This window comes from Prevotella sp. 885 (assembly GCF_002265625.1).
Classification (GTDB): domain Bacteria; phylum Bacteroidota; class Bacteroidia; order Bacteroidales; family Bacteroidaceae; genus Prevotella.
The window spans coordinates 1-20,936 of the sequence record NZ_NOVE01000032.1; the positions used below are offsets into that span (position 1 = coordinate 1).

Below are 20,936 nucleotides of genomic sequence, written 5' to 3' on the forward strand. Positions count from 1 at the left end.
ACGAATATCGGTTCTGTCACCTGGTCTCTAGCTCGTTTTCGTCAAGGTATATGTGAACAAGCTTTGTTTCTTTCTTTTGCTCTACAAACACGTCTTTAAGGTCGAACCAATCCAGCATGTGTTCGGGCAAAAGACATTCTGCAAGGAGTCTATACTTTTCCATATTTATCCGTTCTTTGACTTTATAAACGGACAATATAGTGTTTTTATTGTACTACGATATCCACACACTTTTTCCAGTGGTCCCATAGTTGGGCTGTTTTAGCCTTGGAGTACGGAATGCCAATAGAGAGCGTGAGCAAGATTCTTGGTCACACGAACATCACAACAACACAGATATATGCCAAGGTGACAAGCACCAAACTTGACCATGACATATCTGTCTTTGAAAGTCGAATCAAGGGGCATTTACCAGTTATGGGAGGAATGGCATGAAAAGGACTGTAATCACCGTGGACGGAAATGGAATGCTATCCATTCCGTCCAACTTTGAGAACTTGTGGATGAGTGAGGGAGAGTTGGTGGATATGCTTCATGTTACCGCCCCGAAACTCAACTCTGTGATACGAGCTATATATAAAGAAGGTATGTTGTCTATGTCGGAAGTCCAACAAAGACAGGAAACCTCCAAAGACATTTGGCAAACATTGTATGGATTTCCTATGATTGTTGCCATTTGCTTCCGTCTTGTCTCTAATGGTGCTGCGCAACTTCGTGATGCCATCTTCAAGAGGCTATACGGAGCAAAAGAGAAGACAGCCATTATACTGCAACTCTATGGAGGAACAAATGCCTTTAGCTAAGTATGGTCGCTTCTTTGACGCTTCGGTTATTCACTGTCGTATTGACTTGCCTACGTACTGATTCACTGTCGTATCAAGCATTTTTATGAAGAATACGGAGCTGCCGATGTCAAACGTTTTACATATTTATCGTATGACATATAAAACGTATGACATGCAGGAATACATTTTTGTTCATCCCGAGGAAAGGTTCGCAAGGAAACCTCTCTTCGGGATTTTTTGTTTCATCTTATCCCGATTGGCAACATCAAGCACCTTGATTTCCAATCTTTTAACATTGTCGGTGCAAACTTCTCCATTCTGCGCAAGTTTGTGTTTTGCATTTTGATTTTCCGCCCTTACCTTTGCAACTTTAATTTTATCAACTCACAAAGGTTAGATTATGAGCAAGACAAACGACAACAATCAGCCTGTGGTTGTGGAAAGAAAACAACCACAGGCAGCATCTCCGACAAACGAGGTGTTCATCCGTGTTGGCACTACCTTGTACAAGGTGGTTGACCAACCTACCATCACAGGAGGAAAGGTAAGAAAGCGCATCCCTTGGAACATGGAGACCTTGCGTCAGGACTACGGCAAGGAGTTCATCAAGTACGTTCACAAGTATGACGGCTTCTGTACTGTTCCCGAACATGTGAACCACCGCACGGTGATAGACGGTTTCCTCAACCTATACGAGCCGATAGGACATAAGCCGATGCAAGGGGACTTCCCTAATATCAAGAAGTTGGTTAGTCACATCTTCGGTGAGCAATATGACCTTGGCATGGACTACCTGCAACTGCTCTATCTCAGACCTGTGCAGAAGTTGCCCATTCTGCTGCTCGTATCAGAGGAGAGGAACACAGGCAAGACCACGTTCTTGAACTTTCTGAAAGCGTTGTTCCAAGACAACGTGACATTCAACACCAACGAGGACTTCCGCAGTCAGTTCAATTCCGATTGGGCTGGCAAGCTGCTGATTGTCGTGGACGAGGTGTTGCTCAGTCGCAGGGAGGATTCCGAGCGGTTGAAGAACCTCAGCACCACCCTCTCGTACAAGGTGGAAGCCAAGGGCAAGGACAGGAACGAGATTTCCTTCTTTGCCAAGTTCGTGCTGTGCTCCAACAACGAATCACTCCCTGTCATCATTGACGAGGGCGAGACCCGATATTGGGTGAGGAAGATTTCATCGTTGCAATCTGACGATACCGACTTCTTGGAGAAACTGAAGGCGGAGATACCCGCTTTTCTGTTCCATCTGCAAGGCAGAACGCTATCCACAGAGCACAAGAGCCGAATGTGGTTCGCATCCGAACAGATAGCGACCGATGCTCTGAGGAGAATCATACGCTGCAACCGTAACAGACTTGAGGTGGAAATGTCGGAGCTGTTCCTTGAGGTCATGGAGAACACCCAAACCGACAGTTTGCAATTCTGCCTCAATGACGCAATCGCCTTGTTGCAATGCAACCACGTGAAAGTGGAGAAGCACCTTGTGCGAAAGATAGTGCAGGACTGTTGGAAACTGCAACCTTCAGAGAACGCCCTCACCTACACCTCATACGAGTACAACTACAATAGCAGCGGTCACTACTCGCCAACAAAACGTGTGGGCAGGTTCTACACTGTAACGATGGACAAGCTAAATAGCATATAATTTTGTTGAATTGTTGAATATGATAAAAGAAGTGTTGAATATCAAGTATTTAAGGCTCAACATTTTCTCAACAAATCTCTCAACAAAAGAAAGAGACTGTTGAAAAGAGAAAACATGACAGCTAATGCCTGTCTTTCTCTTTTGCCCAGTGATTTTGTTGAAAAGAACCATTTGTTGAGAGTTTGTTGAGAAGATAAGTATTTGACTATCATACCAATACATGCCATTCTCAACAATTCATCAGAAATACATACACCACTTAATCCACAGTAAAACATGAACATTCAAGAAGCAAAGCAAATCAAGATTGCAGACTACCTGCAAAGTTTGGGACACCGCCATGTCAAGCAGCAGGGCGCAAACCTTTGGTACAAGTCACCGCTGAGAAATGAGAGCGAGGCATCTTTCAAGGTGAACACCATGATGAACAGTTGGTTCGATTTCGGAATGGGCAAGGGCGGCAACATCATCACCCTTGCGTCATACCTCTACGCATCAGACAGCTTGCCATATCTCTTGGACAAGATGGAGAAGCAAGCACCCCATGTACGCCCGACCGACTTTTCTTTCCCTCAGCAAGCTTCCGAGCCGAGTTTTGAGAGATTAGAGGTTAGGGAACTTAACCATCCTGCACTCCTACGCTATCTGAGCGAGCGGAATATTGACCTGTGCATCGCCCGAAAGGAATGTGTGGAACTCCACTTCTCGCATAATGGCAAGAACTACTTCGCCATCGGCTTCAAGAACAAGTCGGGCGGTTACGAGGTTCGTAACCGATTCTTCAAGGGTTGCATGTCCCCCAAGGACATCACACATATCCGACAGCAAGGCGAGCCAAGATACGCTTGCTATGTCTTCGAGGGCATGATGGACTATCTTTCCTTTCTCTCGTTACGCATGGAGAAGTTTCCGTCTTGTCCGTCATTGGAAGCGCAGGACTACGTGATACTCAACTCAACAAGCAACGTTGACAAGGCTATTGACGCACTACACGGCTACGAGCGCATCAGTTGTCTGCTCGACAACGATGATGCAGGGCGGAAGGCAACGCTTGCCATCGAGAACGCCCTCGGCTACCGTGTGAGGGATGCATCTCACTTGTACTGTGAGTACAAAGACTTGAACGACTATCTGTGCGGAGTTAAATCCAAACAGTCTGTACACCAAGTACAGCCTGTTAAGCAAACCGTTCCACCTCGAAAGAGAGGCGCAGCCTTGGGCATATAGGCGGTTCCTGCTCCAATGGCTATTCTGAACGGAAAAGCCATAGCTCAATAGGGCGTTTTCTTGACGCAGTGGCACGCCACCACTAAAAACGCCCATTGAGCAAAGGGGCATCCCCTTTTGAAACCCCGTGAGCCATGCGCAGGGCGCAATGCGGCAAGCGGATTTGTACAACTCAAAAACAAGTTTATTATGGGACATTTCAGTTTGGATTTCAAGAAGGCAAAGGGCAGCTCTGACGCAAGGGAGTCAGACCACATAGAGCGCAAGGTGATACCCGACAACGCTGACCCTACGAGAACTCACCTCAACCGTGAGCTTGTCAAGATGCCGAGCGGTGTGTATGGTCGTGACGAAGCCATCGCCCACCGCATCAAGACGGCAGGCATCAAGCGCAAGATAACCAATGACCAGGTGAGGGTGATTAGAACCGTGCTGTCTGGAACGCACGAGGACATGATGAACATCGCAGCCAATGGTCAGCTTGACGATTGGTGCAACGACAGCTTGAAGTGGTTGCAGGACACATTCGGCAAGGAGAATGTCGTTTCGGTGGTTCTCCACATGGACGAGCACACGCCGCACCTCCACGCCTCCATCGTTCCGATAGTGACAGGCGAGCGGAGAAAGGCGAAGAACAAGACAGCGGAAGAAGGCAAGCGGACATACCGCAAGAAAGCCAATGCCGTGAGGTTGTGTGCCGATGATGTGCTCAACCGTGACAAGATGGTTGGCTATCACGACAGTTATGCGGAAGCCATGGGCAAGTATGGCTTGAAGCGAGGTGTCCGTGGATCGGATGCGAGGCATACCACCACGGCACAGTATTACCGCAACATCAAGCGTGAGACGGAGAGACTTCAAAACTGCATGAAACTGTTGCAATCTGATGTGGAGGAAGCGGAGCGACTGCTCAAACAGACCAAGAACGAAATCAACACGGAGAAACTACAGGCAGCCAAGACGGAAGCCAAGACAGCCCTTGTGTCGAAGATTGGTTCTCTTTTGGGCAGTGGAAAATTGAAAGAGGTGGAGCAACACAACCGAAAGTTGTGCGAGCTTGTGGCAGACCGAGAGCAATACATAGATGAACTCCATGAGAAGGTGCAGCGAATGGAAGACAGCCACAGCAAACAGCTTGACGAGATGCAGCGGAAGCACCAATCGGAGGTTGCGAATTTAGAGAGCAAGCACTGCACGGAGGTAACGATGCTCAACGACCTCATCCGCAAAGCTAATCGTTGGTTTCCGATGTTGGAGGCACGCTTGCAAATGGAAGACCTGTGCAGGAAGATAGGCTTCACCATCGAGCAAATCGGAATACTCCTTACAGGTAAGGCGTTAAACTTTAGCGGTTCACTCTATTCCGAGGAGCACAGAAGAAAGTTCAATGTGGAGAATGCAGAAATCAAGGTTTTCGCTGATTCTACCAAGCCGAACCAACTGTTTTTGTATATCAATAGACAACCTATTGGTGACTGGTTCAAGGAGCAATGGAATAATCTAAGGAAATTTACAAAATGTGGTCTAAAGCTATAACTCTTCATTTGTTATAATAAGAGTCCGAGCAGAAACGCAATGGTGCATTCTGTTCGGATTTTTATGTTTTTAACAGTTTCTTACGCAGTCTTTTCGCTTTTCCACGTATCTTATATATAATGTGCACAATCTCGCACACCCAACATGAAGATAGAAAAGCTAATAGAAAGAGTGAAGGCTGGGGATGCTGACGCTTTAAGAACTGTTTACGAAACATATTCTCAACGAATGAGAAATGTTTGCATAAGGATTACCCAAGAGGACGAGGACACAGTGAGTGACCTCGTCCAAGAATCGTTTATACGTGCCTATTATTCATTAGAAAAGCTAAAAGATGCTTCCAAGTTCGGGGAATGGATTGTTGCCATTACAAAAAATGTATCTTTAAGATATTTGGAGAGAATGCATAAAATACAGATGGTGCCATTCTCTGCGATTAAGGATGGGTTTGATGTGGAAAGTTCATTTGCTTCTGATTCCAAGTTGGAAGAAAAAGAACTGTTGGAGATAATCGACAAGTTACCTTCTGGATACCGCAAGGTGTTCAGAATGGCTGTCATTGATGGATTCTCGCATAAAGAAATTGCAGAAAAACTTGGTATCGAGCCGCACAGTTCATCATCACAACTAACAAGAGCAAAAGTATTGTTGAGAGACATGATAAATAGGCGAATGCTTGCTGTCATTTCCATCATTCTTATCAGCATACCTATATGCAAATACCTGTTTTGGAAGAGAGGGACGGAAAAAGAGCAACTTCCTGTTGTTAAGGTAAATGATGACAAGGGGAAACGTACTGTCAATCGTGAGACAGTGCAGCCAAATACCCATTTATCAGTAACTGATAAGAATATAGTGGCAACAACAAGTCAGAGCAAAATGGAATTGCCAAATTACGCAGTAGCTGATTCTGTCGGCATAAAAACTGATTCTGAAAAGAAGGATTCTACAAACAATATTTTAATAGTAATAGAAAAAGATACTTTGTCACTCGATACGATAAAACAGGTTGCTCCTAAGTTGGAAGAATTCATAGCAAAAAAAGTTACCCCAAGTCACAAAAATAAGTGGCAGCTACTTGCCATGGGTTCTTTGAGCTCTGCATTGGCTCAAAATACCTACAAACTGATTGCAGGAAGTAGTAGTGGCTTACCAGACCCAGACGGTCCAACTCCTATAATACCTGATGTTTTTTCTACATGGGGTGATTATTATAACTATCTTCAACAGAAAGAACATGATGGAATATCTACTGACACGGTAGCACTTATGGCAATCGCCAAACATAATAGTGGTGAGATTGTAGAACATGAGCATCATTATAAGCCTATAACTTTTGGCATATCATTAACAAAAGTAATAGGAAAGAATTGGAATGTGGAAACAGGATTGCAATATTCACTCTTAAAATCTAATTTTATATTGGGTGAGGGTGAATACTATATAGGTAGAGACCAAAAAGTTCATTACTTGGGAATACCTGTTAGAACTTCCTATAAATGGTTTAATTCAAAAAGATGGTCTGCTTACTCCTCTGCAGGTATTCTTTTGAATATACCAATACATGGAAAGAATAGTGTACGATATGTTACAGGAGCAACAGTTCCATACAAAGACAGTTGGTATTTCACGCCATCTGTACAATGGGCGGTAGGTGTTGGAACTGGATTACAATACAATTTGATTCCAAAATGGAGCTTGTATTTGGAACCTTCGTTCAACTGGTATATTCCTAATGGTGGTGCGATTCATACCATTTGGACGGAGCATCCATTCACCATTACTGTTCCATTTGGAATTAGGTTCACATGGTAAAAACAATGTCATCATGCAGTCTTTGGAACTTTTGATGTATCTCTAATAGTAGAAACACAAAAGTTTCTTAAGACCGCATGTACAAGACAAAAGACTATATACGAAATGGGGTTCTATACCTCAACAATATGTTACGCCCTCGGCACAAGGTGCTGAGCGCGTTAATGTTGTATTCCACAACAAAGTGTCAATCTCGTTGCAAACATTGCTCTATTTGGCAAAAACCTGTGGAGCATCTTTCTTTTAGAGACATCAAGGAAATTATGCGCAGCAAATGTATCACACAACACACCGTCGTAGGATTGGAAGGTGGGGAGTTCTTGCTTCACCCAGAGGCAGATGCTATCATGGAGTGGTTCAAGGAGAATCATCCCAAATACACTTTACTTTCCAACTGCCTAAGTCCACAAAAAGTGATAGATGCAGTGAGAAAGTTCCAGCCAGCTCATTTGTATGTGTCCCTTGATGGCAATAAGGAAACATACAAGAACATGAGAGGATGCAATGGGCATGATAAGGTGATGGAGGTCGTTAAGGCGGTGAAAGATGAGATTCCAGTATCACTCATGTTTTGCCTGTCACCATGGAATACCTTTTCTGATATGCAATATGTCATAGACATAGCAAAAAACTATGGCATTGATGTGCGAATTGGAATTTATGGAACGATGGATTTCTTTGACACCAAGGCGGAGCTTCTTTCTGTAGATTTTGCCAATTACATTCAAAGCATACCTCAGAATATCCATGAAACAGAGGAAAACTTTGACTTTGTAGCTTTGTATGAAGAATGGCGAAACGGTAATCTCAAATTGCGTTGCCAAAGTATCTTTAGTGAATTGGTAATACATTCCAATGGTGATGTTCCACTATGTCAGAATCTCAACGTGAAGCTTGGCAATATCCATACACATTCCTTGGATGATATATTCAATTCAAGATTTGCGCATAAGGTACAATGCAAGTACTCAAAGGAATGCAATGCTTGTTGGATTAACTTCCATCGTAAGTATGACTTGATATTGTTGCGAAACTTCGAGAAAATTCTGCCCAAGAAACTCATTCAAGTCTTTTACGGAAAATATCAATGGACAAACAACGTTAATGAAACATATAGGAAATACATCAATCGAATTTGTAGCTAATGGAATCTATAATAAAGAACATCATTGACCGTTATAAACGAATACGGAGCATGAGGCAGTTGAAGCAGGTGTATGGTGGCAACTATGCTTTTGTGGGCATAGGCGACCATAGTATAAACAACTTGTATCCTGTACTCAATTACCTTCATGTTCCATTGAAGTATATATGCTGTAAGTCAAAAGACAAGATACCACTTATAGAAGCGGCTTATCCCAATGTCTGCGCAACAATTTCTTTGGCAGATATTTTGCATGATGATGACATTAAGGGTGTGTTTGTGTCGGCTTCTCCACAATCTCATTTCGCAATAGCTTCGGAGGTTATCAAGAGTGGCAAGGCGCTATTTATAGAAAAACCTCCATGTCAAAGTGAAGATGAACTGTTGCAACTAATCAGTATGAGGAAAGAAGCTAACTTTCCACAAGTAACAGTTGGGTTGCAAAAGCGGAACGCCCCTGTCATCCGTATTCTGAAAAAGAAATTGCAGAAATGTAGGGGAAACATGAGCTATAATCTTAAATATCTGACTGGGGCATATCCCGAAGGAGATGCTTTGTTAGACCTTTTTATTCATCCTTTGGATTATGTGACATTTCTATTCGGAAAGGCAGAAGTCAAGTTTGCAGAATGGGTAAAGCATCATACACTCATGTTGGTACTCAAACACGAAAAAGCCACAGGTATATTAGAGTTGTCAACAGGTTACTCTTGGCATGATGCGAAAGAGAGCATGACGGTAAACACTTCAAATGGTATTTTTGAAATGAATCAGATGGATAGTCTGATATATAAAGATAAGCAAACTATGTTTATGGGAGTGCCGTTAGAGAAAGTCTATCCTCTGAAAATGGTTGAAGTTCATTTGTTCGACCGAAATGACTTCGTGCCTACTATCCACAATAACCAGATAGTTACGCAAGGTTACTTTGATACCATCAAAGGTTTTGTCGATGCTGTAGAAAAACGGAAAACTTCCTCAGAACAATCACTGGAAGCAATCATTGACACTTACAAGTTGATTGAGTCAATTCGTTCAATTCAAAATAAGAAATAGATATGGTTAAGCAAATTGTATTTTTAGTTTTGTCAGCTATGACGATGGAGGCTTGTTCTACGGAACAGAATACCATGGAGCAAGTTAGAATGAGTGATGTGGTGAGCTTTGGCTGTACATCTTCCTTTTCTGCAACAGAAAGTCGTCCAGAATATTATGAGGCAGAAATGGCAAAGCCAACACTAATGTTGATTTCTGTTGATGCAAAAGGTGTCGCTCATTTCAAAGTGAAAGACCTCCAAGCCAATTGTGCGGTAACAGGTTTTCGCCCTCAAGTAAGTTCACAGGACAAAGAAATCCGTATTGTCTTGGTTCCATTGGGAGACCCTACACTTGAGGCAGACTGCATGTGTAAGTTTGATGTAAGTTTCAATCTCTCAAACTTAACTTCGGACGCTTATCATGTGGCAGTATATAGTTCTGATTTCTCGGGCAAATATGATTCTATCAAGCCACTTTATCAAGGAAGCATCTCTTTCTTACCTAATAAGAGTATAGAGGTTGAGCTAAAGTAAGCCGCAAAGTCCTCTCTATCTTTATTAATGGAGAGGACTTTGCTATGATGTTTTTACCACAATGCCACTTTTCCTGCAATTCCCAAATCTATGGTTGCAGTTACCACACCAAGAGCCTTGAACACTCTTCGCATAGTTGGAATAGTAATGCTATACCCTCTCTCCAATCGGGAAATTTGCGCTCTTTTCACACCTATGCGCTCACCAAGTTGTTCTTGTGTCAAGTTCTGCTCTATGCGAGCCTTCTTGATGGCTTCTCCCAAACGGTAAGCATGCAACGCTTCATCCACGTCACTTTCGAAAGCGTCACGTTTCGGAGTACCAACTTTTCCAAAGTGCTTGTCAAGCACATCGTCCAATGGGGTAAGATTCATCTGTGCCATAATTATTTGTTTTTGAAATATTCTTTTCTTATTGCTTCTGCTTTCGCTATCTCCTTGTTCGGTGTCTTTTGTGTTTTCTTGATGATGCCGTGAGTGGCAATCACCAATGTTTCTTTGTCCTTGTCCCAAAAAGCAAACAAGCGATAAGCAGTTTTGTTGTACAATGTACGAAATTCCCATATCTCCGAATTCTCCAACTTCTTGAAAAGTTCCTTGTTGCGTTCTCCTCCTGCAACACGCTTGATGTTGTAGTATATCTTGTAAGATACCGCTTCGGGTAAACTCTCAATGAAGTCCTGTGCCTCGTCTGTCAAGACAAGTCGGAAGATATTTTGTGCCATATTATTCTTTTTGGTTGACAAAGATACTCATATTGTTTCATAAAAAAGAAACATTTGCGATAAAAAGCCATCTTATGCTACATTTTTAACATTTTAGCTACATATAATTGCGCATCAAGAACTAACAGGCAAGTTGCGAAGTACATTTGTAAACTCAGTTGAAATTATCTAATCATAACTGAAAATAAATCATAAAAGATAAACTATATTTTTGCGAGCCGAAGTTTTTGTTGTACTTTTGCAACCGACAAGAGTTGTTTGACAAGCAAACGTATGCATATTGCAGAAATTAGAACCGTTGCTAAATCATTACCTCCATTGAGGTGAAACACTCATAAATCGCTCATTTTAAGCTATTCAGCAGATTTTAGCGTAATTTTAACAGAAAAACTCCGTTTATAATGCTAAAAAGCATTACTTTTCAACAATTAAATCGTAACTTTGCAATTGAATTTACAAACAGCCCCGCATACCCTACTCCACCCCAACGATCAGCAGGATAATAATAACTAAAAGAAAACACATATTATTTTAATACAACAATGACAGACATCGAAATAGCACGCAGCACTAAGCTCGAGCGCATAGAGACAGTGGCAGCCAAGTATGGCATTCCGACAGAACACCTCGAACACTACGGACACTATATGGCTAAGGTGCCCACACACCTCATTGATGAGGAACGCGTAAAGAAGAACAACCTCATCCTTGTGACAGCCATAACGCCAACAAAGGCTGGAATCGGAAAGACCACCGTGACCATCGGACTGGCACTCGGACTGCACCATATCGGAAAGAACGCCATCTGCGCTCTTCGTGAGCCGTCGCTCGGTCCGGTGTTCGGACTGAAGGGCGGTGCATGCGGAGGAGGCAGAACTCAGGTGCTGCCGATGGACAAGATCAACCTGCACTTCACAGGCGACTTCCATGCCATCACTTCCGCACACAACACCATAACGGCGCTGCTCGACAACTATATGTATCAGAACCGCGACAACGGATTTGCGCTGCGTGAGGTGCTCTGGAACCGCGTGCTCGACGTCAACGACCGCGGACTGCGCGACATCGTGACGGGTATGGGCGGCAAGCAGAACGGCATCGTGAGGGAGTCAGGATTCGACATCACTCCGGCTTCTGAGATTATGGCCATCCTGTGCCTTGCCAAAGACGAGGACGATCTCAGACGACGCATCGAGAACATTCTGCTCGGATATACCGTGGAAGGAAAGCCGTTCACCGTTAAGGACCTCGGCGTGGCTGGTGCCATCACCGTGCTCCTGCAGGACGCTTTCGCACCGAACCTCGTGCAGACAACGGAGAACACGGCTGCCTTCGTTCATGGCGGACCATTCGCCAACATCGCACACGGATGTAACTCAATCATCGCCACAAAGACAGCCTTGACTTTCGGCGAATACGTCATTACGGAGGCTGGATTCGGCGCTGACCTCGGAGCTGAGAAATTCTTCGACATCAAGTGCCGCAAGAGCGGACTGCAGCCCAAGCTGACCATCGTCGTGGCTACGGCGCAGGGACTGAAGATGCACGGCGGCGTGGCTGTGGAGGACATCAAGAAGCCTAACAGCGAGGGACTGATGAAGGGACTTGCCAACCTGGACAAGCACATCCAGAACATGCAGTCGTTCGGACAGACCGTCATCGTGGCTTTCAACCGCTATGCCGGTGACGTGCCCGAGGAAATAGAGATGGTGAAGAACCACTGTGAGCAGCTGGGCGTGGGTTTCGCAGAGAACGACGCATACGCTGCGGGTGGCGAGGGAGCTGCAGACCTGGCTCGTCTCGTGGTGGACACAATAGACAAGAATCCGTCGAAGCCGTTGCAGTTTGCCTACGACGACGAGGACACGACGGAGGAGAAGATAGAGAAGGTGGCGAAGAACATCTACGGAGCTGCTTCAGTGTCGTTCGGAGCGGCGGCAAAGAAGAAGCTGCAGATGATAAAGGAACTGGGCTTTGAGCGCTTCCCCGTCTGCATCGCCAAGACACAGTTCTCGTTCTCCACAGACCCGAAGCTCTACTGCGTGGCTAAGGGATTCGACTTTAACGTCCGCGACATAGTCATCAACGCCGGTGCGGAGATGATCGTGGCTATTGCGGGCAACATCATGCGCATGCCGGGACTGCCTAAGGTGCCGGCGGCTATGCATATCGACATAGTTAACGGACAGATAGAAGGACTATCATAATATATAATGTTTGGATACAGAATAAAGAAACAATATCGCACAAAGGTGAGGTTGTCCTGCATGGGCTGCCTCACCTTCGTCGTTGTCATCATAACCAGCATCTGCCGATGCGCCTGCTCGTCGTGCTCAAGCGAAAGCAAGCACGTGAAGGACTCGTTGGCGGAAGTTTCGCATCGCGTGCATCTCAACGACACGCTTACCAATGCCATGAGCGAGCAGCCCGAACTGCAGCCCATGGACTCCATCATGCGCCGATATCTGAAGCGCTGGGAGATAAACGGAGCACAGCTTGCCATCATGCGTCACGACTCGCTCATCTATGCCCGCGGCTTCGGTTTCGTCGACAAGGACAAAGGCGTGCCGATGGAGCCGTCGCACATCCTGCGTATGGCGTCATGCTCGAAGCTCGTCACAGCCGTGGGCATAATGAAGCTGAGGGACATGGGCAAGATAAAGCTGTCGGACAAGGTGTTCGGACCGCAAGGCATACTCACGGACACGTTCTACGTCAACTCCATCAAGGACAAGCGATACTATGACATCACCGTGGAGCAGCTGCTCAGACATAAGGCAGGATTCACCAATTATGCCGGCGACGCCATCTTCTCCACACGCTACATCATGCAGCAGAACCGCCTCACCACCCCACCCGACCACCGCACGCTGCTGCGCATCGTACTGCGCCGTCATCTCGGCTACACACCAGGTTCGGCACAGCGCTACTGCAACATCGGCTACACGCTGCTCTCGCTCATCATCCAGAAACGATCTGGCATGTCGTACGAGAAGTTTATGCAGAAATACGTTCTTGAGCCTGCGGGATGCTATGACTTCCACATCGCCGGCAACTATCTGAAGGACCGCCGTCCGAACGAATCGGTATACTACATGCACTCAAGTTCGGAGCCGGCTCCGGAGTTCAACAACTCGGGACGCATGGTAATTCGCTGCTACGGCGAGAACGACATCACCACTTCATTGGGAGCCGGAGCATGGGTGGCATCGGCTGCTGAGGTGTGCCGACTGGTGGCTGCCATAGACGGCGACCCCACCTTGCCTGACGTACTGTCGCCCGGCGCCGTGAAGCTGATGACAACGGAAATGCCGGACCATCAGTTCTCCTTGGGATGGAACTTCACGCCCAACCGCGGACCATGGATACGCACCGGTTCGCTCGTAGGCACATCAGCCATCATACTCCGCTATGCCGACGGCGAATGCTGGGTGTTTATCACCAACACCAGCACATGGAAGGGACACGAATTCTCAAAGGACACGATGGCGCTCTTCGACAAGCTAAGACAGAAATACGGCAGCAAAATGCCGAAACGAAATATGTTCGTGAAATAAAGAAACAAAGACATAACCATAGAGAGAGTTTATAAAAACCTAACAACAAGAGCCTATGATGAAAAGACATCAACAGCATAAGTATGGTCTTGCAGCGACGGCAATGTCGCTGCTTGCCACTGTGCCTGTCTCGGCACAAGTGCAGGAACTGAACGTGCAACGCGACACCATACCCACTTATCTGAAAATACAGAACAAGGGTATAGTGAACAACGCACTGGACGTACTTAACGGCAACGCTGCCGGCGTGAACGTAACGTCAAACGGCATGGACCGCATGGCGCAACTGTCGTCTGTGCGTGTGCGTGGCACAACGTCAATCATAGGCGGCAACGACCCGCTCGTCATCATAGACGGCGTGACGAGCGACATTGCCACGCTGTCAACCATCTATCCTGCCGACATCGAGAGTTTCTCCGTACTGAAGAATGCTGCCGAGACAGCACTCTACGGTTCGCGCGGTGCGTCGGGCGTCATCGAAGTGAAGACGAAGAAAGGCACGGGCAAGGGATTTCAGATTTCGTATGAGACCAATATCGGTATGGAGCGGATGTCGAAGAAACTCGACATGCTGTCGGCCGGCGAATATCTTGCCACCGCTAAGAAGCTCGGCGTGTATGCCAACAACGGTGGACATGACAACAACTTCTATGATGTCATCACCCGAACCGGATTTGTTCAGAACCATTACCTGGCTTTCAGCGGAGGTTCAGAACAGTCAAACTATCGTGCGTCGTTCGGATATATCGACCACAACACCATCATCAAGACCAAGGACTACAACAATTTTGTAGCCAAAATAGATGTCACACAGCATGCCTTCGACAATCGTCTGAAAGGCGACTTCGGCGTGTTCGGTTCCACATTCAGGAACAATGACATCTTCGATTCGCAAATGCTATTTTATTCTGCTGCATGCCAGAACCCTACATATCCTGCCGGACGCGATGCCAACGGCAACTGGACAAAGAACGGTTCTGCCTATCGCATCAACCCTCCTTCCGCTGTGCTCGTAGAGAGAAGCGACCAGAAGGAGATGTACTTCAACACGCACATGCGGCTGGTGTATGACATTGCTCCTTCGCTGAAGCTGTCGGCGTTCGGCAGCTATTCTTATACATCTAACGAAAACTCGGAGTTCTGCCCCACATGGGTTTGGGCGCAGGGCAACGTTTATCGTGGCGAATTCAAGAATCAGGAATATCTCGGCAATGTATCGCTCGACTATGCGCATACATGGAACGCACACGCATTGTCTGCCGGAATATCCACAGAATATCATTATCAGGAACATACGGCTTTCTGGACACACGCCAAAGGCATAACCACCAACGATTTCGGCTACGACAACATCGGAGCTACGTCGTCACGTCCTTACGGAGGAACGGGCAGCACTTACGACGACATGTCGCTGGCGTCGGTTATGGCTAACGCTTCGTATACATTATATAATAAGTATAAGCTGACGCTGACAATGCGCGGTGACGGTTCGTCAATGGTGGGCGACGACCACACGTGGGGATTCTTCCCGTCCGTATCGGCTGAATGGGACGTAAAGAAGGAGAAGTTTCTGCACTCGTTTGACGGCATCAGCACCTTGAAGCTACGCACGGGCTACGGTCGTTCGGGCAATCTGGGCGGCATAACAGCCTACACCACAATGGAGAATGTGCAACAGACGGGCATCGTGCCGGTGAACAACACTCCGACGGTGACGCTCGGCACTATACGAAACAACAATCCTGACCTGAAATGGGAAACGAAGTCGACATTCAATATCGGTGGAGAAATAGGACTGTGGCACAACCGACTGATGCTTACAGCCGAATACTATTACTCGAAGACCTCAGACATGCTCTATTCCTACGACGTGCCCGTGCCGCCGTTCGCCTACGACAAGCTGCTGGCTAACATCGGATCAATGTCGAACCAAGGTCTTGAGATTGGTTTCTCCATCGCACCCGTACAGACAAAGGACATCGACCTGAACGTGAGCATGAACCTTTCGTTCCAGAAGAACAAGCTGTTGTCGCTGTCTGGCAACTACAACGGCATGAATATGTCGGCACCAAACATCACTGCCATCGGCTCCATAGACGGTGCCGGACAGAACGGAGGCGACAACAATCACGTGCTTTATCAGATAGTGGGTCAGCCGTTAGGCGTGTTCTATCTGCCGCATTGCACGGGTCTGTATAAGGACGAGCAAGGGACAATGAAATACAAGATAGAAGACCTTGACCGCAATGGCACCATCGACTTCGGAGACGGCGGCGACAGACGCATCTGCGGACAAGCCACACCTAAAGCCACACTCGGTTCGAACATATCCCTACGTTACAAGGACTTCTATATGTCGCTGCAGATGAACGGTGCTTTCGGACACAAGATATTCAACGGCACGGCTTTGGCATACAACAATATGTCATCATTCCCTACATATAACGTGCTGAAGGGCGCACCAGAAAAGAACATTGTGGACCAGAACGTGTCTGACTACTGGCTGGAAAGCGGCGACTATCTGAACTTTGAGTATCTCACCATCGGATATAACATCCCGGTGAAGAGCAGGATTGTGCGCTCGTTGCGCGTATCGTGCAGCGTTAACAATCTCGCCACCATCACTTCCTACAGCGGACTGACGCCGATGATCAACTCGTACGTGGTGAATTCCTCAATGGGCATCGACGACAAGAGATGCTATCCTACGTACAGAACTTACTCGGTGGGTGTGAGCGTGCAATTCTGAAAACCAACGAAATACCCTAAACGTATAATGACAGAAGACTATGAAACATAGATTTTTCGCTTTATCGGTTCTTGCCCTGTCACTCTCTCTGACGAGTTGTCTGGACGAGACACCAAAGGACCAGATACCGGAAACAGAGATTTACGACTCTGCCAACAGCCTTTACGTCAATGCTGTAGCTTCGCTATACAACTATATAGGAGCTCACGAAGAGGGCGAAGGACTGCAAGGCACATGCCGCGGCATCTATGACTATAACACGCTGACCACCGACGAGGCTATCATCCCCATACGTGGAGGCAACTGGTATGACGGCGGTCTGTGGGAAAACATGTATGACCATACGTGGACTGCTACGGACACCGACCTGTATAACGTCTGGAAATACCTATATAAGGTGATAGTGTTGTCAACGAAATCGCTTGAGACGATAGAGAAACACAAGGCTTTGCTGACCGAACAGCAGCGTGTGGACTATACGGCTGAAGTGCGTGCCGTCCGCGCCATGTATTATTATTATGCCATGGACATGTTCGGACGCATACCCATCCTACAATCGGCAACACAAAAGACGGCAGACATCAGACAGAGCAACAGAAGCGATGTGTTCTGGTATGTGGTGAAGGAACTGCAGGACGTGGCTCCGCTGCTGGCTAATGAGCACAGCAATCTGCAGGGCAACTACTATGGAAGGGTGACACGACCGGTGGCTTGGTTTCTGCTTGCCAAACTCAGTCTTAATGCAGAGGTGTATACGGACGATGACTGGACTGACTCTTCACGTCCTGACGGCAAGACCATTATGTTCGACATAGAAGGCAACAAGAAGAACGCATGGCAGACTTGCATACATTACTGCGACCTTATCGCAACAGCCGGGTATAAGCTCGAAGCTGACTATACCAAGAACTTCGCCGTACACAACGAAGGCTCTACGGAGAACATATTCACCATTCCTTTGGACAAGATTCTGTATCTGAACGAATTTCATTATCTCTTCCGATCACGCCACTACGCTCATGGCGGAGCCTATAGCGGAGCTTCTGAGAACGGCACGTGCGCCACACTCCACACAATGGCTGTAAACGGGTTTGGTACGAATATGCCGGACGCACGTCTTGACATGAATTTCTATACTGGGAAAGTGGAGGTTGACGGCAAGTATGTAACGCTGGACGACGGCACTCCACTCGAATATAAGCCACTCGCCGTGGAGAAGAACCTTACAGCAAGCCCATATCTGGAGACGGCTGGCGCACGAATGAAGAAGTATGAAGTGGACCGCACGGCTTACTCTGATGGTCGTATACCCAACAACGACATCGTGCTCTACAGATACGCCGACGTGCTGCTCATGAAGTCTGAAGCCAAGGTGAGAAACGGAGAGTCAGGAGATGAGGAGATAAATGCTGTACGTTCACGTGTGGGCATGCCTTCGCTTTCTGCCACTCTCGACAACCTCCTCAACGAACGTCTTCTGGAACTGGTTTGGGAAGGTTGGCGCCGTCAGGACATGATACGCTTCGGCACGTATGGCAAGCAGTATGACATACATACTCCATCGGAAGCCGACAAGAAAGGATATACCACAGTATTCCCTATCCCAGAAAAGGTTCGTGAGCTGAACCCGAACCTCAAGCAAAACCCAGGATATTGACTCTGGTTAGTAATAACGAACGCACAAATAACACGAAAAAAGGACAGCCTCGAATGGAAGGCTGTCCTTTTTTCGTGTGTATAAAGTTATGGATATGCTCTTACTTTGTCATATCAAAGCCTACGCGTACGCCGTCGTAGTTCTTGCTGAGGTCACCAATGGTGGAGAGGGTGGTGTTGCCACTTACAGAGGCAAGAGTCTGAAGGAGCGTCAGAATCTTCTTCGACTCGAAGAGCACGCCGATGCCGTCGCTGTTCTTCTTAGCATAACCAGAGAGCGAGAGAAGGAGAGTCTTCATCTCCAGCTTGCCGTCCTCCTCGTTGTATGTCCACTTACCGTTGAGCGCCTTGCCGTCAATATGTGCGTTGAAGGTGCCGTCTTCATTGAAAGAGATAGAAGTGTTGGCAGCAGTGAAGCCGAGCTTAGCATACTGTGCGGCAAGCTTCTCCTTCACCTCGGCAGCAGCCACCTCGCCACCAGCCTTTGCCAGAGCGTTCTCGCTTGTGAAAGCGCAGCCCGGACCTTTATAGTGCCATGTGCCTACGAGCTGCTTAGTTGTAAGCTTATCCAAGCCAAGCACGCTGCCAAGCACATTACCGAGAGTAGATCCAGCGCCATTAGAGCCGAAGATGCCTCCGAGAATGCCTCCTGTCTGTGAAGAGTTGGAGGAAGAAGAGCTGTTGTTACTGTTCGTTGTTCCTGATGTGGCACCACCTAAAGTACCGTTCGCAGGAGTTCCAAGTCCTGCAGCGCCAAGTCCGCCACAGCTTGCCAGAAGCGCAGACGCGGCTACGACAGACAAGCTAACAATTGTCTTTTTCATTTTCTTCTAATATATTTTGTCGATAATAATAATCCTTAAAAGTTACAAGGCTACGGAATGTAGGAATTAAGATTGCCTTATTCGGATGCAAAATTAATGATTTTCCGTCAATCTGACAAACAAAAAGTGTCCCATCACATCACGCGATAGGACACTCATAACTTTATTAACCAATATTTGTATTTATACAAGAACCTTAATTCTGTATTTTAGAAATATGGCACTCCTGCCATTTCAATATGATCATAATTAAGCCTTTGTCTCTTCCTCAGCAGGAGCTTCCTCCTTCTGAGCAGCCTTCTTTGCGGCAGGCTTCTTGGCAGCTGTCTTCTTAGCTGCGGGCTTAGCGGCCTTCTGCTTCTCCAGCTTTTCGCGAAGCTTCAGTTCGGCAGCCTCAATCTTCTCAATCTTGGTCTGCAGACGAACAATCTCCTTGTTCTTCATCTCAATCTCCTCATCCTGGTTCTTGATGGTGGTAAGGAGAGAAGAAAGCTCTTCGTTGTCAACGTCCTCAGGATAGAGAGAGTTGACGCGAGAAATGAAGTCGCCGAGGATGTTCATATAGTTGGTGAAGGCGTCAAACGGGCTTGAGAAGATGCCACGGTCAATGCCAACCTGAGACGGCTTTGTGGTCATCTGACGGAAGTTGTTGGAAGCCTGGAGGTAGTCCCAGTCCTGATTGATGCGGGGATCGTCAGCGATGCGTACGCGGTCAGCCACGCTGTAGAGCTTGTTGAAAGCCTCACGCTGCATAGGATTGCCGAGCCATGAGCTTACGTCGCGCTCCTCGTCTGTCCATGACAATGTGTCGGGAACGTCGAGCTGTGATACGCTTGGTGTTGTGTCGCAAATCTCTGACGGTGTAGAGAACGAGATGCCACGGTTGCGTGCGCACTGCGGGAGAGCCTTGATAAAGTCGAGGATGTTGCTTGACAGAGGCTGTGCCACACCAAGAGCGGAAAGCTCCATGAAGATGTTCACCACCTTCTCGCCTTCCGGGAAATTGGCGATACGGTCAACATAAGAATCGGCGAAGAGAGGATAGCCCTCCCACTCCGTATTGCTGAAGCGCAGAGAGATGTCGTCGCTGAGGTTTACGTCGCGAAGAAGAAGCTTAAGATTGGGAGCGAGGGCGCAGTTGTATACATAGTGCGGCGACTTCCATCCGAGGACGTGACGCGCACCTTCGGTAAGCATACCCTTGAATCCCATCTGTGAAGCCTGCAAACCAATCTCGTCGCTATATATAAGCGAAGAGTTGCGAAGCACCTTAGGCTCCTGTCCGAAGTATTCCTTCATCTTCTGGCACTGGCGCTTCACTTCCTTGGTGAAGCTCTCCTCATTGGCGAGCGAAGCCAGACCGTGCGAGTAAGGCTCGGCAAGGAACTCCACGCAACCAGTCTGGTTGAGCTCCTGAAGCTTCTCAATCACCTGCGGAGCATGAATCTCGAGCTGCTCCATACCTACGCCTGAGAGCGAGAAAGCCACCTTAAAGTACTTGCCGTTCTCCTTGATCATCTCGCCGATGGCGTTGAGGGCAGGCATATACGAACGCTCTGTGACGTCTTCTATGATACGCTCGTCCTCATAGTCGTCGTAATAATAGTGGTCTGTGCCGATGTCAAAGAAGCGATAACGCTTCAACTGTATGTTCTGATGTATTTCGAAATATAAACAAATCGTTTTCATTG

The 20,936-nt window shown here is 47.0% G+C and carries 17 protein-coding genes and 1 pseudogene; 13 read left to right on the top strand and 5 right to left on the bottom strand.

The features are described from left to right. Positions 1 to 16 precede the first annotated feature (16 nt). Positions 17 to 163: a hypothetical protein gene (locus CHL74_RS15825; protein WP_176452221.1), complete on the bottom strand. Its 147-nt coding sequence runs from the start codon at positions 161 to 163 to the stop codon at positions 17 to 19. A gap of 83 nt (positions 164 to 246) precedes the next feature. On the opposite strand from CHL74_RS15825, the pseudogene CHL74_RS09860 reads away from it, so the two are divergent. From CHL74_RS09860 to CHL74_RS09905, 9 genes and pseudogenes are all read left to right on the top strand, one after another. Then, positions 247 to 435 (top strand): annotated as a pseudogene (locus CHL74_RS09860) (tyrosine-type recombinase/integrase); the annotation flags it as partial. Continuing rightward, positions 432 to 803: a hypothetical protein gene (locus CHL74_RS09865; protein ID WP_094880995.1), complete on the top strand. Its 372-nt coding sequence runs from the start codon at positions 432 to 434 to the stop codon at positions 801 to 803. The pseudogene CHL74_RS09860 and the gene CHL74_RS09865, both read left to right, overlap by 4 nt. A 379-nt stretch (positions 804 to 1,182) precedes the next feature. Further along, positions 1,183 to 2,442 (top strand): primase-helicase family protein, encoded by a 1,260-nt coding sequence (locus CHL74_RS09870; RefSeq protein WP_441339047.1) that lies wholly within the window; start codon positions 1,183 to 1,185, stop codon positions 2,440 to 2,442. Positions 2,443 to 2,718: 276 nt separating this feature from the next. Continuing rightward, on the top strand, positions 2,719 to 3,669 hold the full coding sequence (locus tag CHL74_RS09880; protein WP_094880998.1) for a toprim domain-containing protein: 951 nt from the start codon (positions 2,719 to 2,721) through the stop codon (positions 3,667 to 3,669). A 189-nt stretch (positions 3,670 to 3,858) separates the two neighbouring features. Further along, the gene (gene mobV / locus CHL74_RS09885; protein WP_094880999.1) at positions 3,859 to 5,205 is read left to right on the top strand and encodes a MobV family relaxase; all 1,347 of its coding nucleotides are present in this window, start codon (positions 3,859 to 3,861) and stop codon (positions 5,203 to 5,205) included. 144 nt (positions 5,206 to 5,349) lie between these two features. After that, a complete protein-coding gene (locus tag CHL74_RS09890; protein WP_094881000.1) occupies positions 5,350 to 7,020 on the top strand; it encodes a sigma-70 family RNA polymerase sigma factor in 1,671 nt (556 codons plus the stop codon). Positions 7,021 to 7,097: 77 nt separating this feature from the next. After that, complete coding sequence (locus CHL74_RS09895; RefSeq protein WP_094881001.1) at positions 7,098 to 8,165, top strand: radical SAM protein; 1,068 nt, start codon at positions 7,098 to 7,100, stop codon at positions 8,163 to 8,165. Continuing rightward, on the top strand, positions 8,165 to 9,220 hold the full coding sequence (locus tag CHL74_RS09900; RefSeq protein WP_094881002.1) for a Gfo/Idh/MocA family protein: 1,056 nt from the start codon (positions 8,165 to 8,167) through the stop codon (positions 9,218 to 9,220). Before CHL74_RS09895 ends, CHL74_RS09900 begins: the two co-directional genes overlap by 1 nt. Positions 9,221 to 9,222: 2 nt before the next feature. Further along, positions 9,223 to 9,735, top strand: coding sequence for a hypothetical protein (locus CHL74_RS09905; RefSeq protein WP_094881003.1), 513 nt, complete (start codon positions 9,223 to 9,225; stop codon positions 9,733 to 9,735). 53 nt (positions 9,736 to 9,788) lie between these two features. Here CHL74_RS09905 and CHL74_RS09910 read toward each other — a convergent pair whose 3' ends face one another. Next, positions 9,789 to 10,118, bottom strand: a complete 330-nt coding sequence (locus tag CHL74_RS09910) for a helix-turn-helix transcriptional regulator (RefSeq protein WP_009018157.1) — start codon at positions 10,116 to 10,118, stop codon at positions 9,789 to 9,791. Between the two features lie 2 nt (positions 10,119 to 10,120). Then, positions 10,121 to 10,459, bottom strand: a complete 339-nt coding sequence (locus CHL74_RS09915) for a type II toxin-antitoxin system RelE/ParE family toxin (RefSeq protein ID WP_094881004.1) — start codon at positions 10,457 to 10,459, stop codon at positions 10,121 to 10,123. Positions 10,460 to 11,001: 542 nt separating this feature from the next. Here CHL74_RS09915 and CHL74_RS09920 point away from each other — a divergent pair. From CHL74_RS09920 to CHL74_RS09935, 4 genes are all read left to right on the top strand, one after another. Then, the gene (locus CHL74_RS09920; protein ID WP_094881005.1) at positions 11,002 to 12,666 is read left to right on the top strand and encodes a formate--tetrahydrofolate ligase; all 1,665 of its coding nucleotides are present in this window, start codon (positions 11,002 to 11,004) and stop codon (positions 12,664 to 12,666) included. 6 nt (positions 12,667 to 12,672) lie between these two features. Continuing rightward, a complete protein-coding gene (locus tag CHL74_RS09925; RefSeq protein WP_254923267.1) occupies positions 12,673 to 14,016 on the top strand; it encodes a serine hydrolase domain-containing protein in 1,344 nt (447 codons plus the stop codon). A 103-nt stretch (positions 14,017 to 14,119) separates the two neighbouring features. Continuing rightward, positions 14,120 to 16,765, top strand: a complete 2,646-nt coding sequence (locus CHL74_RS09930; RefSeq protein ID WP_176452224.1) for a SusC/RagA family TonB-linked outer membrane protein — start codon at positions 14,120 to 14,122, stop codon at positions 16,763 to 16,765. 40 nt (positions 16,766 to 16,805) lie between these two features. Further along, positions 16,806 to 18,422: a RagB/SusD family nutrient uptake outer membrane protein gene (locus tag CHL74_RS09935; protein WP_094881006.1), complete on the top strand. Its 1,617-nt coding sequence runs from the start codon at positions 16,806 to 16,808 to the stop codon at positions 18,420 to 18,422. Between the two features lie 100 nt (positions 18,423 to 18,522). Here CHL74_RS09935 and CHL74_RS09940 read toward each other — a convergent pair whose 3' ends face one another. Together CHL74_RS09940 and CHL74_RS09945 are read right to left on the bottom strand one after the other, a co-directional pair. Beyond that, complete coding sequence (locus CHL74_RS09940) at positions 18,523 to 19,245, bottom strand: DUF4923 family protein (RefSeq protein ID WP_094881007.1); 723 nt, start codon at positions 19,243 to 19,245, stop codon at positions 18,523 to 18,525. 249 nt (positions 19,246 to 19,494) lie between these two features. Beyond that, positions 19,495 to 20,934, bottom strand: a complete 1,440-nt coding sequence (locus CHL74_RS09945) for a glycoside hydrolase family 57 protein (protein WP_094881008.1) — start codon at positions 20,932 to 20,934, stop codon at positions 19,495 to 19,497. Positions 20,935 to 20,936: the final 2 nt, after the last annotated feature.

What these genes read in the sequence shown, in the direction of transcription:
- CHL74_RS09925 (WP_254923267.1), top strand. Translation starts at nt 12,673, where the DNA reads ATGTTTGGATACAGAATAAAGAAACAATATCGCACAAAGGTGAGGTTG.
- CHL74_RS09935 (WP_094881006.1), top strand. Translation starts at nt 16,806, where the DNA reads ATGAAACATAGATTTTTCGCTTTATCGGTTCTTGCCCTGTCACTCTCT.
- CHL74_RS09895 (WP_094881001.1), top strand. Translation starts at nt 7,098, where the DNA reads ATGTACAAGACAAAAGACTATATACGAAATGGGGTTCTATACCTCAAC.
- CHL74_RS09905 (WP_094881003.1), top strand. Translation starts at nt 9,223, where the DNA reads ATGGTTAAGCAAATTGTATTTTTAGTTTTGTCAGCTATGACGATGGAG.
- CHL74_RS09915 (WP_094881004.1), bottom strand. Translation starts at nt 10,459, where the DNA reads ATGGCACAAAATATCTTCCGACTTGTCTTGACAGACGAGGCACAGGAC.
- CHL74_RS09890 (WP_094881000.1), top strand. Translation starts at nt 5,350, where the DNA reads ATGAAGATAGAAAAGCTAATAGAAAGAGTGAAGGCTGGGGATGCTGAC.
- CHL74_RS09880 (WP_094880998.1), top strand. Translation starts at nt 2,719, where the DNA reads ATGAACATTCAAGAAGCAAAGCAAATCAAGATTGCAGACTACCTGCAA.
- CHL74_RS09900 (WP_094881002.1), top strand. Translation starts at nt 8,165, where the DNA reads ATGGAATCTATAATAAAGAACATCATTGACCGTTATAAACGAATACGG.
- CHL74_RS09945 (WP_094881008.1), bottom strand. Translation starts at nt 20,934, where the DNA reads ATGAAAACGATTTGTTTATATTTCGAAATACATCAGAACATACAGTTG.
- CHL74_RS09865 (WP_094880995.1), top strand. Translation starts at nt 432, where the DNA reads ATGAAAAGGACTGTAATCACCGTGGACGGAAATGGAATGCTATCCATT.
- mobV (WP_094880999.1), top strand. Translation starts at nt 3,859, where the DNA reads ATGGGACATTTCAGTTTGGATTTCAAGAAGGCAAAGGGCAGCTCTGAC.
- CHL74_RS09910 (WP_009018157.1), bottom strand. Translation starts at nt 10,118, where the DNA reads ATGGCACAGATGAATCTTACCCCATTGGACGATGTGCTTGACAAGCAC.
- CHL74_RS15825 (WP_176452221.1), bottom strand. Translation starts at nt 163, where the DNA reads ATGGAAAAGTATAGACTCCTTGCAGAATGTCTTTTGCCCGAACACATG.
- CHL74_RS09920 (WP_094881005.1), top strand. Translation starts at nt 11,002, where the DNA reads ATGACAGACATCGAAATAGCACGCAGCACTAAGCTCGAGCGCATAGAG.
- CHL74_RS09940 (WP_094881007.1), bottom strand. Translation starts at nt 19,245, where the DNA reads ATGAAAAAGACAATTGTTAGCTTGTCTGTCGTAGCCGCGTCTGCGCTT.
- CHL74_RS09930 (WP_176452224.1), top strand. Translation starts at nt 14,120, where the DNA reads ATGTCGCTGCTTGCCACTGTGCCTGTCTCGGCACAAGTGCAGGAACTG.